Annotated in this window: 13 protein-coding genes; 10 read left to right on the top strand and 3 right to left on the bottom strand. The window is 45.4% G+C overall.

All coding sequences use genetic code 11. From position 1 onward, the window contains the following. Nucleotides 1-21: 21 nt before the first annotated feature. A complete protein-coding gene (locus R3D00_08870; protein ID MEZ4773282.1) occupies nt 22-1461 on the bottom strand; it encodes a sulfatase in 1440 nt (479 codons plus the stop codon). Between the two features lie 92 nt (nt 1462-1553). On the opposite strand from R3D00_08870, the gene R3D00_08865 reads away from it, so the two are divergent. The 4 genes from R3D00_08865 to R3D00_08850 all read left to right on the top strand — a co-directional run bounded on the left by R3D00_08865 (nt 1554) and on the right by R3D00_08850 (nt 4931). Beyond that, a complete protein-coding gene (locus R3D00_08865) occupies nt 1554-2453 on the top strand; it encodes a PHB depolymerase family esterase (GenBank protein MEZ4773281.1) in 900 nt (299 codons plus the stop codon). 98 nt (nt 2454-2551) lie between these two features. Continuing rightward, nucleotides 2552-2896, top strand: coding sequence for a hypothetical protein (locus R3D00_08860; protein MEZ4773280.1), 345 nt, complete (start codon nt 2552-2554; stop codon nt 2894-2896). A gap of 11 nt (nt 2897-2907) precedes the next feature. Beyond that, nucleotides 2908-3825: an SIMPL domain-containing protein gene (locus R3D00_08855; GenBank protein MEZ4773279.1), complete on the top strand. Its 918-nt coding sequence runs from the start codon at nt 2908-2910 to the stop codon at nt 3823-3825. A 419-nt stretch (nt 3826-4244) separates the two neighbouring features. Next, nucleotides 4245-4931, top strand: coding sequence for a hypothetical protein (locus R3D00_08850; protein MEZ4773278.1), 687 nt, complete (start codon nt 4245-4247; stop codon nt 4929-4931). Nucleotides 4932-5190: 259 nt separating this feature from the next. Here R3D00_08850 and R3D00_08845 read toward each other — a convergent pair whose 3' ends face one another. Next, a complete protein-coding gene (locus R3D00_08845) occupies nt 5191-6984 on the bottom strand; it encodes an acyl-CoA dehydrogenase family protein (GenBank protein MEZ4773277.1) in 1794 nt (597 codons plus the stop codon). A gap of 190 nt (nt 6985-7174) precedes the next feature. Here R3D00_08845 and truB point away from each other — a divergent pair, with 190 nt between their 5' ends. From truB to R3D00_08815, 6 genes are all read left to right on the top strand, one after another. Beyond that, nucleotides 7175-7858, top strand: a complete 684-nt coding sequence (gene truB, locus R3D00_08840; protein MEZ4773276.1) for a tRNA pseudouridine(55) synthase TruB — start codon at nt 7175-7177, stop codon at nt 7856-7858. A 7-nt stretch (nt 7859-7865) separates the two neighbouring features. After that, nucleotides 7866-8804, top strand: coding sequence for a bifunctional riboflavin kinase/FAD synthetase (locus R3D00_08835; GenBank protein ID MEZ4773275.1), 939 nt, complete (start codon nt 7866-7868; stop codon nt 8802-8804). A 77-nt stretch (nt 8805-8881) separates the two neighbouring features. Continuing rightward, nucleotides 8882-9406: a PH domain-containing protein gene (locus R3D00_08830; protein MEZ4773274.1), complete on the top strand. Its 525-nt coding sequence runs from the start codon at nt 8882-8884 to the stop codon at nt 9404-9406. Then, nucleotides 9399-10913, top strand: coding sequence for a PH domain-containing protein (locus R3D00_08825; GenBank protein MEZ4773273.1), 1515 nt, complete (start codon nt 9399-9401; stop codon nt 10911-10913). Before R3D00_08830 ends, R3D00_08825 begins: the two co-directional genes overlap by 8 nt. Before the next feature lie 83 nt (nt 10914-10996). Then, nucleotides 10997-11233, top strand: coding sequence for a DUF6364 family protein (locus tag R3D00_08820; protein MEZ4773272.1), 237 nt, complete (start codon nt 10997-10999; stop codon nt 11231-11233). After that, nucleotides 11211-11627, top strand: a complete 417-nt coding sequence (locus R3D00_08815; GenBank protein MEZ4773271.1) for a PIN domain-containing protein — start codon at nt 11211-11213, stop codon at nt 11625-11627. The genes R3D00_08820 and R3D00_08815 overlap by 23 nt, the downstream gene beginning before the upstream one ends. Here the strand turns inward: R3D00_08815 and R3D00_08810 are convergent. After that, entirely contained in the window at nt 11624-12730 is a 1107-nt protein-coding gene (locus tag R3D00_08810; GenBank protein MEZ4773270.1) for a Fic family protein, read from the bottom strand. The genes R3D00_08815 and R3D00_08810 overlap by 4 nt on opposite strands. Nucleotides 12731-12764 lie beyond the last annotated feature (34 nt).

Here is a 12764-nt window from a genome sequence, read left to right as displayed (position 1 = left end):
TTTTCAGCCATCAGTTATTCTCTACTTTTTCTCGTGATTTTTTTTCGCCTGCTCTTCCCAGTAAGCGGGAATTTCGGGTGGCTCAGGTATTCGTCCCTGATCATTGGTTTCGGCAACCCAGGCATCAAGGACAGACCGCAATTCTTCGAGTTTTTGCCGGTAAAGCAGATCCCCAGCGAGGTTGTGAATTTCGTAAGGGTCGGTTTGCAGGTCGTACAATTCCTCAGCCGGGCGGGTAGGGTTAAACAAATAAGCCTGATCCGGTGTGAGCTTACCTTCAGCATACAGACCGCGCATGAGCTTGATTACCGGATACTGATGTTCCTTGTAGCGGTTGAGCTGAAAGAAAGGCCTTTCGGGATAAAAATTTCGTATATAGCGAAACCGGCTGTCCCGCACGGTGCGAATCCGGTCCACCGTTTCGTCGCAGCGGTCGCGTCCCCCAAAGGCAAACTGCCGGGGAGGCGCCGCATTCACCCCAAAGATCACCCGCCCCTGCATGATGAGCGGAGGCGTAATACCGGCAATGTCAAGCGTAGTTGCAGAAATATCGATCGTTTGCACGAGTTGGTCGTTGACAGAGCCCGGTACAAAACCCGCTGGCAGCGGAAAATTGCGGTTTTGTGGCCAGGAAATAATCAGGGGAATAGAAAGCCCACTTTCGTAAGGCCATTGTTTGCCCCGTATCATGGCGCGGCCGTGGTCTCCCATAAAAATAATCACCGTATTATCGGCGAGCCCGTCTTCTTCCAGTTTGCGAAGCACATAACCGATCTTTTTGTCGAGGGCCATGGCGGCATTCAGGTATTGTGCCCAGTCTTTTCTCACTTCCGGATGGTCAGGATAATAGGGCGGGAAAACCACTTTTTCGGGATCAGCCGGCTTGTCAATATGCAGATGCGCTTCGTTCCAGTCGGTGCCGCGGTGAGTTTCGGAGAAGTTGATCTGCGCGTAAAAAGGCTGATTGCCTTTAAGGTCGGCCCATTTATCCGAATCAAAAGGTTTGCCGGTGTAGGAGAAATTCCAGTCGGTTTTGCCTGTTCCCCGAAAAAATTTTTCTGACGGGTCGCCGGAGATATCGCGGATATTAGCGGTAAAATATTGCGCATCCCGAAGTCGGTCCGTTATGACTTTTACGCCTTCGGGCAGGGTATAGCCATCATCGCGGTGTGAGCGGTGGTTGTGCGCGCCAATGCTGGTCTGGTACATGCCTGTCATAAAAGCCGAGCGACTGGGCGAGCAAACCGGCGCGGTGGAAAACGCATGCAAATACCGCACGCCGGAGGCGGCAAGACGATCGAGGTTAGGTGTTTGTACTTCCGGATGACCGTAGCAGCTGAGTTCAGGGCCGAGATCCTCGCCTATGAGCCAAAGAATATTGGGCTGGCCATTTTTACTTTGAGCGTAAGCAGAAATGGGCAGAATCAGGGCCAGCAGAATCGAAAGAAAAATTAACCGCATGATACAGGATAAGGGATGGAAAAAGGGAAAATATAGATTTTTGGAGTAGGGAGGAAAATTTTAAAAACTATTTTTGAAAAAAACCATACTCCATGAAGTCTCCTCTCCGCCCAAATGCCCTCATCCTCGGCTTCCTCTCAATCCTGAGCCTGTTTTCAACGGCTTGCAAAAAACCGCTTGCGGAAAATCAGAACCTGATCCATTCCGCGATGACCATCGATCACCGCGAAAGAACATTTTACCTCTATCTTCCAGAATCTCTGAAGGCAGATGCGCCACTTGTTTTTGTGCTTCACGGCTACACCGACAATGCCCGCAATATGATGGAGAGTACAGGCATGAACACCCTTGCCGATAAGTATGGCTTTGCAGTTTGTTATCCGCAGGGACTTACAGACAGCAGCAAAAATACCTTCTGGCAAGTGGGCTATTCCTTTCACCAAAATATGGAGGTGGATGATGTCAGCTTTCTCTCCACCCTCGCATTACACCTGCAAAGTGAATACCGTTTCAGCAAAACCCGCACCTTCGCCACAGGGATGTCCAATGGCGGAGATATGTGCAATATGCTGGCTTGCCAGGCATCCGATATATTCAAAGCCGTTGCACCGGTTGCAGGATGTATGATGAAAGGCATTTTTGACTCCTGTGCCCAATCATCCCCGATCCCTGTTTTTATGACAAACGGAAACGCCGATCCTATTACCTGGTGGGAAGGAGATATGGCGGACAAACAAGGGTACGGGCCCTATCTTTCTGTGGAAGAGAACCTGCAATTTCATATCGCCCGAAACAATTGTAGCCTCGTCGCAGACTCCGATACCCTGATCCCCGAAAATGATACACCAGTCATCACCCAAAAATATATCCATTCTGCTATCGGGCATCAGGTATGGATGTACACTGTGGAAAATGGCAAACACGATTGGCCTGTAATGGAAGGGGAGTTTGATATAGCCGAAGAAATCTGGAAGTTCTTTAGTGTATTTTAACCCGGAATTTTTCGCTACAGCAGCAAAGTTCTCCCACCAATGTGTATCTTGAAAATCAGGTTATAAAGCCTGGCTGTGTATATATTATCTTGCCATCCATGGGAAAACTAAACCTTCGCTGCTATTTCGCTGTTTTATTTTTAGGCTTATGCTTCCATACGGCGTATTCTCAGGAAATAAAACTTCCCACTATTCCTATAGGTAACGATGCCTATTTGAACTGGGACAAAATTCCGTATCTCCGTCTGGGCATGCGCGCCTATATGCGAAGTACCTACGACCGCAATGGAAACAACCGTACCGCAGATGCCAGCCATTATCTGTATCAGGAAGCCGATACGTTTAATGTTTCCCTCGATGTAAAAAGTCCGGGGGTGTTATATTTTGTACATACCAATCACTTCCACGGCAGTCCAGTCCCTGTCACTGTATATGAATATTAATTATAATAATTATGAAAAGGATCCTCCAGATTTGGGTATTCATAGTTCTTTTATCGCCGACAGTTAAAGGCCAGATGATGACTGCCGATATACTTGACAATCCGACCAGAGATTGGAACACCAAAAGTAAATCGAATGTAGAATCCAACTCATTCGTACCATATAAGCGTTTAGTTTCTGTTTCAGATTCAACTTTTCTTATTACAGGAAGAATTCTGATGAATCTTGAAGCAGACGCTTATAAAATCACTTTCAGTCTTAGTCAACAGGCCGAGTCCCTATTAAAATCTAATGAATTGATTAACAATAGAATTAATTCATTTACGAATGATATCAAACGCCTGGGTATAAATGAAGGGGATATTTATATTGATGTGGTTGCCCAGTATCCCATTTATGGTTATGATCTTGAAAAAAAATCAGCAACCCAGCAAAAAGAAGGATATGAAATTAACAAAAATGTTATTATCCGGTTTGATTCTTTGGCATTAGTAGAACAACTAATAAGCCTCGCGGCTCAAAATGATATTCACGATGCAGTAAAACTGGATTATATACTATATGATATAGAAGGTGTTTATGAAAAGCTGTTTTATGAAGCTATTGCCATTATTGAGAAAAAGAAGAAGCTATACCTGCTTGCTACCAACCTGAAAATATCAGATCAGGCAATGATTTTCAGTGAACAATTTCAATTTGTATTCCCCAGTCAGCGGTACAAAGGATACCAGGCTTTTGAATCCTCTGGCCTGGAGTATTATGGTTCAGGATCGAAAAGATTTGTAGAGGAAGAAAGGAAAAAAACCACCAGATATTATGATGAGATCAATTTTTCTGAATTTGATAAGTGTATTAACCCGGAAAAAATAGAAATAGGTCTCCAGGCTGTTTTTGAAATTCAGGTCAAATATGAACGTCACAAAGACTAGCACTTCTCGCGGTTATAAAAAATGGTAACTACTTACGTTCTCTTGATAGATTGAAAACTGGGTAACAGTCCAAAGGGCGTGCATAGACGCGCCTCCGAAATGATTTGAGGGAGGTATGCCGTTGGCTATAATAATATCACCCCTTCGGGGTTAGGCCTGCGGCCCGAAAAACCGTTCACCGTTGCTCCGGCCCGAAAAACCGTTCAGTTTTGCTCCGGCCTGAGAAACCGTTCAGTTTTGCTGCGGTCTGGGAAACGGCTCGCAGAGCTAACCCCGAAGGGGTGATATTATTATAGCCAACGGCCGCCCCCCTCTTTTTTCGCTCAATCGGCGCGTCCTTGCACGCCTATTCGACGTTTGCCTACGGGCAAATACATGAAAAAATCAACGTGTTATGAGTACCTAAGTAGTTACAAAAAATGAACATAGAAAATAAAGGTATGGATCATTCAGAATCACTATCTGTAGGAATTTCTGACAAAAGAAGATGGTTTGAGATTATCGCCGTCATTGTGTCCGGAACAGGGAAATTTGTTTTTATGGACTGGCTAAACTGGCGATTTTTTTATATCACAATTGTTTGCCTGTTCTGGGGCATTTACGTCTACTTCAGATACAAGCAGAATAAGAAAATTCTAACATATTGGGGATTTACCGGAAGTAATCTATCCAGTACATTTTCTTTAGTGCTTCCTTTTGGGATAATTGCACTGTCAGCATTTTGGGTAATTGGTTTTCTGCAAAATTCATTAATGGTTACATGGCACATCCTTCCTCTTTTAATTCTTTATCCCATATGGGGTACCATTCAACAATTCCTTATTATCGGGTTGGTTGCAGGAAATCTACAGGATATGGAAGGATTGAGATTACATAAAATTGCAATAGTTGGTATTACCGCTCTTGTATTTGCAATGGTTCATTACCCATTTTGGTACCTCATTGGCGGAACAGGCCTTCTCGCTGTTTTCTACTCAATTGTGTATTTGAGAATAAAAAATCTGTATGTGCTGGGGGTATTCCACGGGTGGCTTGGTGCATTTTTTTTCTATACTGTATTGGAACGTGATCCATATATCGAAGTATTTGGAAAATTTTTTGAATAATTATACTTGAGATTGGGGAAAAAGTAGCCTCTGCGTTACTTTGCGTGGCACTCTGCGAAACTCTGCGTGAACCCTATCTCTCATTGTCAAGGACAAACAAATACACGTAAAACGCAGATTTTCCCAGATTTTCCCTCATTTGCGGTTTCTTTGTGATCGATGCCTATTCTATGTCGCAATTACTTTATAATTCCGAAACAAAAAAAACCTCTCCCTTGCGGAAGAGGTTGTGTAGTTTGGTTCTATAAATCGTTCCAGCCTAGAACGGATATCCGTTTTTTTCGATCATATAGCCGGCAATTTCACGGCGGAGGGCTTTTGTATTTACCAGGCGGGCCTGGGTAAAACGTTTGAGTCCCATCAGCAACATGCTCTGGTCATCGTCTTTGGCAAATGCGGCAATCGCTTCTTTTCCGGCTCTGTACACGACATCCGTTGCCTCGTAAATATATACCTTTGCAAGGTTGATTTGATGCTGACTTTCTGCTTCACCCCGCATGGTAACGAGTTTTTCACTGCGCAGAAGGGCAGATTCTGCTGCGTAAATCTCTATCGCCATATCGGCCAGGTTCATCAGAATTTCCTGCTCGTCATTGAGTTTTCCGCCCAAATCTTGTGCAGCTTTTCCGGCGACCATCAATAAACCCTTCTTGAGGTTAGCAATGATTTTTTTCTCAGGGGCAAACAGACGGGTGTCATCTCCACCAAAATCAGGCAATGAAGTCAGTTCTTTAAATACTGCCATTGCCGGGCCCATCAGGTTGAGTTCGCCAGTCATGGCGCGTTTGAGGATCATGCCTACGATCAACATCCGGTTGATTTCGTTGGTTCCCTCATAAATGCGGGTGATACGGGCATCGCGATAGGCGCGCTCCATAGGCGCTTCAGCAGAGAAACCCATTCCTCCATATACCTGTACCCCTTCGTCCACGACAAAATCGAGAATTTCAGAACCGTGTACTTTCAGGATCGCACATTCGATGGCAAACTGTTCCAGGCCTTTGAGAATAGCATTTTCCTTTGAAAGCCCATTGGCTACCAGTTCGTTGATTTTGTCTTCGATATTTTGTCCGGCGCGGTAACAAGCAGCTTCCGATGCATAGGTTTTGATGGCCATTTCAGCCAGTTTGTGCTGAATTGCCCCAAAGTTGGCGATAGGCTGACCAAACTGAATACGCTCATTGGCATAACGAACTGCCAGGGCAGCAACCGCCTTGGCACCACCCACAGCACCAACACCCAGTTTGATACGACCAATATTGAGGATATTAACGGCGATTTTAAAACCGTTTCCACGGTCAGAGAGCATATTTTCTACCGGAACGGGAGTCTCATTAAAAAATACCTGACGGGTGGAAGAGCCTTTGATGCCCATTTTTTTCTCCTCGTCATTCATGGTGATGCCGCCAAAATCTTTTTCAACGATAAAAGCTGTGAGGTTTTTATCATCTTCAATTTTGGCAAATACAATAAACACGTGGGCAAAACCAGCATTGGAAATCCACATTTTCTGGCCGGTAATCAGATAATGGGTGCCTGCTTCGTTGAGTACCGCTTTGGTTTTCCCGCTATTGGCATCCGAACCCGAATCAGGCTCTGTGAGGCAGTACGAGGCTTTCCACTCCCCGGAACCGAGTTTGGGAAGGTAACGGGCCTTCTGCGCTTCTGAACCATAATACTGGATCGGGAGTGTGCCGATACCCGTATGGGCACCATATGCCGTGGAGAATGAACCCGTGGGGCCGAGCGCATCTGCGATCAGCATGGAAGTATTAAAGCTCATGCCCAGACCACCATATTCTTCAGGAACCGTAATCGCCAATAGCCCCAGCTCCCCGGCTTTTTCGAGTAATGAGGACATAAACCCTTCTTCCAGACTGTCCATCCGATCCACATGAGGATAAATTTCAGCTTCAGCAAAATCGCGACAGGCATCGGCCATCATCTGCTGTTCTTCACTAAATGACTCTGGGATAAATACATCCCGGGCTTCTGTTTCCCGCATCAGAAACTCGCCACCTTTGATTGCTTGATTATTGGTTACAGTATCCATAGTAATTAGGTATTTTATATTCTACGAAGGTTTCTCGTCTGTGTTTGTTATGCATGCATACATTTTCAGCAGCTAATATAAAAAAAATATGTTATGCATGCATAACAGTTTTAGATTTTTTATACCTTGTTCTTACGCCGTGATCCATGTATTTTTGGAGAAAAATAAAAACTGCCCCCTGGTGATAGAAATGAATTTCGAAGAAGGACAGACCCTGCTATTTAATAAACCCAAAGGCTGGACATCATTTGACCTGGTCAGTAAGGTCCGCAATACGGTCAAAACCAAAAAAGTAGGCCATGCCGGCACGCTGGATCCACTGGCAACCGGTCTGTTGATTATTTGTACCGGCCGTCATACCAAACAAATCAACCAGGTGCAGGATTTAGAGAAAGAATACGAGGTAATATTTAAGCTGGGGGCCACTACCCCATCTTACGACGCAGAGTACCCCGAAGAAAATATCACCGACGCCAGCCATATCACCCGTGAAGATGTAGAATCCGCACTGTCTGCCTTTCGTGGAGAAATCACACAAATGCCGCCCATATTTTCTGCGGTAAAAGTTGATGGAAAACGCGCATACAAGGCTGCACGGGCAGGTCAGTCAATCGAATTAAAACCCCGGCAGGTAAGTATTTACGAATTTTCCCTGCTGGAGACAGAATCTGCAGCGCCACTGTTTGCGGCCCGGATTCGTTGCAGCAAGGGCACGTACATCCGTTCGCTGATTCATGACCTGGGGCAGGTATTGGGAGTTGGCGGCTATATTCGCGAGCTGAAACGAACGGCCATCGGCCCATATCGCCTGGAAGGCGCGTGGGAAATCGGAGATTTTGCCGCAAAATTCAGTACAAAAAACCGCAATTTATAACTGGACGATGGAAGTTTACAGATCGCTGGAAGCATTTAAAAAAGGGGACCGGAACGTCGCAACCATAGGCACATTTGACGGGGTACATCTTGGCCATAAGGTAATACTCAACCGGCTGATAGCCGCAGCCAAAGAGGAAAACGCCGAATCGGTAGTCATTACCTTTCATCCGCACCCCCGGCTCGTCCTTTTCCCGGAAAATAACCCTCTGCGCATGCTCCAAACGCTCGATGAAAAGATCGGGCTGATGGCAAATATGGGGATAGACAAACTTTTGGTCATCCCTTTTTCCAAAGAATTTTCCAGAATTCCCTCCAAAGCTTTTATCCGCGATATACTTATCGAAACCGTTGGTATCCGGAAAATCATCATTGGCTATGATCACCACTTTGGAAAAAACCGGACCGGCGGCATAGAAGAACTGCTCGAACTAGCAGAGGAAGGAAATTATTCGGTCGAAGAAATTCCCGCCCAAACCATAGACAACGCCAATATCAGCAGTACCAAAATACGCAAAGCGCTGGCTGATGGCGATATCACTTCCGCCAATCAGTATTTGGGTTATCCCTATACTTTTGCAGGAGAAGTGATCCACGGAGAAAAGCAAGGGCGCCTGCTCGGTTTTCCCACTGCCAATATCCAACCCGAAGATTCCCGCAAACTTATCCCCGCCGACGGGATCTATTTTGTAAAGGTTTTGTGTGAAAATGAATCGTTTTGGGGATTGATGAGTATCGGCAAAAAACCCACCATGGGCGAATTTGAACGCTCGCAGGAGGTTTGGATCTACCATTTTGACAGAGATATTTATGGAAAATCGCTCCGCATAGAGTTGCTGGAATGGATGCGCGGGGAGAAAAAATTTGACTCGCTGGATGCGCTTATTTACGCCATGAACGAAGACAAAGCCTACGGTGAAGGGCTAATCAGGAAGTACTCGCAATAACTGCTTCGAACAGGCCAGGTGAGGAATTATTTCCAACTCCTGAAATTCTGCTTTATCTTTAGGTCAAATGATTTGATATGGAACCCCTACTATTCACAAACCAGCCGGTAACTTTAGAGGCTTTGCCATCAGTTGAAGATGCTCCCCAAACCCCGCTTCATCCTGCCTTTCTGAAAGTTCAGTATATCGGCACCCTGACTTTCATGGCGTTTCTGATTATTCCCGGTATTGTAAGCTTTTTTACAGATTTACCGCCGGTTGCGGGTATGATATGGTTTATCCTCTGGTCAACGCTACTGGTGGTTCAAATGATCATTTTACCCATGGCTTTTAAGAAAAAATCATACAGCATGCGGGAAAAAGACATCACTTACCGCACCGGACTTATATGGCAAAGTGTTACCACCATTCCTTACCAGCGGATTCAGCACAGTGAAGTGAGCCGGGGACCATTGGAACAACTGTTTGGGCTGGCAAGCCTCAAAATATATACAGCCGGAGGCGGAAGTACTGACCTCGAAATCTCCGGACTGGATCCGGAAAAGGCTACACAGATGAAGGACTATATCCTAAGTCAAATCGTCCATGATGGAAATGAATAATTTTTCACTGGATACACCGCAACGGCAATCTCCGCTCGCGATTGCGTTTATCCTGATCAAATTCCTCCGGCAGGCTGCCAGGCGGTTCTGGCCACTGGTCATTTTTATCGTTTTTAACCGGGGAGATTCTTATATGGCCTATCTTTTTGGTACGCTGCTGGTAATCTCGGTTATCCAGTTGGTTCTTTCCCTGATTTCCTATTTCAACTATTATTTTCATGTCAAGGGAAACGAGCTCCTCATACAAAAAGGAGTATTGCAAAAAACACGGCTCAACATTCCCTTCGATCGCATACAGACCATCAATTTTAACCAAAATATTCTCCACCAGATTCTCAATGTCGTGAGCGTGGAAGTGGATACCGCAGGCTCGTCCAAATCAGAACTCAATATTGACGCACTGAGCAGAGAACATGCAGAAGCCCTCCGCAATTATATTTTGCAAAGGAAGGAAGCGCTCGTCAAAGAATCTACGGATACGTCAGGGGAATCCGACGGGGAAATGGCTGCCATACCCGTGGTCCGCACGCCAGACAAACTGGTTTTCAGCATGGGGCCGATTGACCTGATGAAGGTAGGCGTCAGCCAGAATCATATTCGTACAGCCCTGGTCTTGCTGGGATCGATCTTCGGTCTGCTTCAGCTTTTTGATGATGTAAAGGAAGATTCGTACAACTATATCGCTGAGGAAATCGTGAATTTCCAGATGCTTTATGGCTGGATGTGGTTTTTTGCCGCAGTTTCTGTATTGTTAATAGCGGCCTTTGTTGTCTCCATGTTTCGCACCGCGCTTCAATATTTTAATCTCAAACTCTGGCAAACGGAAAAAGGGTTTAAGATCATCGCAGGCCTGCTCAATCGCAAAGAACAATCCGCTGCTCATCAGAAAATTCAGATTATACGCTGGTTTACTGATCCGCTAAAACAAATATTCGGGCTTTTTACGGTCAATCTCTACCAGGCCTCCAGCATGGAAGTCAGCATCCGGCGATCGATCAGTATTCCCGGCTGTTATGAGCCGCAGTTGGAAGAAATCATTTCGACCAATTTCCCACGAGCGTTACGGCAAAACTATAATGAACATACGATCAGCCCACGGATTATCAGCCGTCATGTATTGTATTTTGGGATTCTTCCGGCTATTGCGTTTATGATTCCGCGAATGATCGAAGCAGACTGGCAGGGATTATGGTTTTTATTGTGGGTGCCAATTGTATGGCTGTTGAGCCGCAGATTTCAGATGCGCTGGCGGTGGTGGATCAATGAAGGTACGCTGATGACCCGGTCGGGAATTATTGGTACCAAACACACCCTTGTCCATTTGTACAAAACCCAGGCTGTAAAAATCAGCCAAAGTCCTTACCAACGCAGGTACCAACTGGCTTCACTGGCGCTTTACACAGCCGCCGGCCATATTAGCATTCCTTATATCAGCCTTTCGTTTGCCCGCCAGGTCAGAGATTATGTCCTTTACAAGTCAGAATCCGACTCGCGGGACTGGATGTAAGGGGTTTAGTTCCGGACAGGTGGATATAGTTAGTTTTGTTTTAGGGAATAAATATGTGTACATTTGCGCACATAATACGTGTGATGAAAAATATTACCTTATCAATTCCTGAGGATTTGCTGGAGAAAAGCAGAGAATATGCGCTCAGACACGGTACTTCCCTGAATGAATTTATCCGGAACCTGCTCCGCAAACATGTAATTGGGGAATCTGATGATCCAGTTCAAAAGCTGATCAGCCATACATCCAACATCCGCATTCAAACCAAAGATAATAAGTGGAACCGATCAGAAATCTATGACCGAAAAAGTCTTTCTTGATACCAATTTCCTCATCTATTGTTTTAGTTCGGATGAGCCGGATAAACAGAAAAAATGTCTGGATATCCTGATAAAAGAAAAGGCTAAGAAATCCTTCGTTCTATCTACTCAGGTGTTGAACGAATTTGCAGCGGTTATGATCAAAAAATACCAGGTTTCAGCATTGGCTGTAAAAGAAATCATCCAGGATTTCAGCGAATTTGAAACCGTGAAAATTGATATTCCACAGATTTCAGACGCTATTGACATCCACATTTTGAATCAATTATCATTCTGGGATAGCCTGATTATCAGTGCCGCAAAAAGTGCAAACTGCACAACTATTTATACGGAAGATCTTCAGCACAATCAGAAAATTGGAAACGTTCGGATCTCTAATCCATTCATTAGCTAAAGCAGCCTGAGTTCGTAACGGGCATTGCGCCCGGCACCAATTGGAATAAAAATACCTTTCTCCACCAGATCCTGCATATCACGTGTAGCGGTAGCTTTTGAGCATCGGGTGATGGCGATATATTTCCGGGCATTCATACCGCCTTCAAACCCATCCGGACCTGCCTCCAGCATTTTGCGGATAACCTGCGTCTGTCGCTCGCTGAGCTGAGTTTTATACCGGTCAAAAAACCGGGCTTTATGGAGAATAAACATAATTTGTTTTTCAGCGCGCAGTTGTGCATCGAGGATTGCAGAGGCAAAATATCGGATCCAGGGTGTAATTTCGTTGGACCGCTGTGCCTGCATAATTGCCTCATAATAAGCTTTTTTTTCAGCTTCAATTGCTCCGGAGAGGCTGAGCAAAGCAGAGCGACCCATCCCCTGTGATAATGCTTTTTCTGAAATCGCCCGCCCCATTCGGCCATTTCCATCTTCAAAAGGATGAATACTTTCAAAATACACATGGGCAACCGCAGACCGCACAGCGGGTTTGGTAATTTCCCGGCTACCACCGGGCGCGGTATCATTAAACCATTTAATAAATTTTGCCATTTCCTCCGGCACCCGATCTGAAGGTGGGGCTTCGAAATGAATTTTCTCCCTTCCAACCGGCCCCGAGATCACCTGCATGGGTTCGGTATGTGCGCGCCACTGGCCTTTATTTACCCCGCGACTTCCTTTCATGATCATTTCATGCCAGACAAATAAAGTTTCCTCCGACAAAGGCTCCTGATAGGTTTCCGTTATCAGCACCATTAATTCTCCGATTCCTTCTGCGCGCTTATCTTTCACATCGTGGAAGGAATGACTGATGCCCAGCGTATTGCGAATCGATGATATGATATCTTCGCGACCGAGATATTCACCTTCTATTTCGGAGGTTTTCATCGCCTCTGTTACCATCAGGTCTAAGAAGGCTTCATCCTGCATTTCTTCCGGCAATGCGCTAAACAGCCCCCCTACACTTCCGCCTTTTTCAGCGAAAGCATACAATATATCCTCCACAAGGGAAAGATCATACGTGAACTTGGGCCAGTCTTCTTGCTGCCAGTTGTATAACATGAGCCGATTATTTTACCTAATCGGCTCAAATATA

The organism is Bacteroidia bacterium (genome assembly GCA_041391665.1).
Classification (GTDB): domain Bacteria; phylum Bacteroidota; class Bacteroidia; order J057; family J057; genus JAGQVA01.
This window is presented reverse-complemented; position numbering and strand designations above follow the sequence as displayed.

What these genes read in the sequence shown, in the direction of transcription:
- R3D00_08870 (MEZ4773282.1), bottom strand. Translation starts at nt 1,461, where the DNA reads ATGCGGTTAATTTTTCTTTCGATTCTGCTGGCCCTGATTCTGCCCATT.
- R3D00_08865 (MEZ4773281.1), top strand. Translation starts at nt 1,554, where the DNA reads ATGAAGTCTCCTCTCCGCCCAAATGCCCTCATCCTCGGCTTCCTCTCA.
- R3D00_08860 (MEZ4773280.1), top strand. Translation starts at nt 2,552, where the DNA reads ATGGGAAAACTAAACCTTCGCTGCTATTTCGCTGTTTTATTTTTAGGC.
- R3D00_08855 (MEZ4773279.1), top strand. Translation starts at nt 2,908, where the DNA reads ATGAAAAGGATCCTCCAGATTTGGGTATTCATAGTTCTTTTATCGCCG.
- R3D00_08850 (MEZ4773278.1), top strand. Translation starts at nt 4,245, where the DNA reads ATGAACATAGAAAATAAAGGTATGGATCATTCAGAATCACTATCTGTA.
- R3D00_08845 (MEZ4773277.1), bottom strand. Translation starts at nt 6,984, where the DNA reads ATGGATACTGTAACCAATAATCAAGCAATCAAAGGTGGCGAGTTTCTG.
- truB (MEZ4773276.1), top strand. Translation starts at nt 7,175, where the DNA reads ATGAATTTCGAAGAAGGACAGACCCTGCTATTTAATAAACCCAAAGGC.
- R3D00_08835 (MEZ4773275.1), top strand. Translation starts at nt 7,866, where the DNA reads ATGGAAGTTTACAGATCGCTGGAAGCATTTAAAAAAGGGGACCGGAAC.
- R3D00_08830 (MEZ4773274.1), top strand. Translation starts at nt 8,882, where the DNA reads ATGGAACCCCTACTATTCACAAACCAGCCGGTAACTTTAGAGGCTTTG.
- R3D00_08825 (MEZ4773273.1), top strand. Translation starts at nt 9,399, where the DNA reads ATGAATAATTTTTCACTGGATACACCGCAACGGCAATCTCCGCTCGCG.
- R3D00_08820 (MEZ4773272.1), top strand. Translation starts at nt 10,997, where the DNA reads ATGAAAAATATTACCTTATCAATTCCTGAGGATTTGCTGGAGAAAAGC.
- R3D00_08815 (MEZ4773271.1), top strand. Translation starts at nt 11,211, where the DNA reads ATGACCGAAAAAGTCTTTCTTGATACCAATTTCCTCATCTATTGTTTT.
- R3D00_08810 (MEZ4773270.1), bottom strand. Translation starts at nt 12,730, where the DNA reads ATGTTATACAACTGGCAGCAAGAAGACTGGCCCAAGTTCACGTATGAT.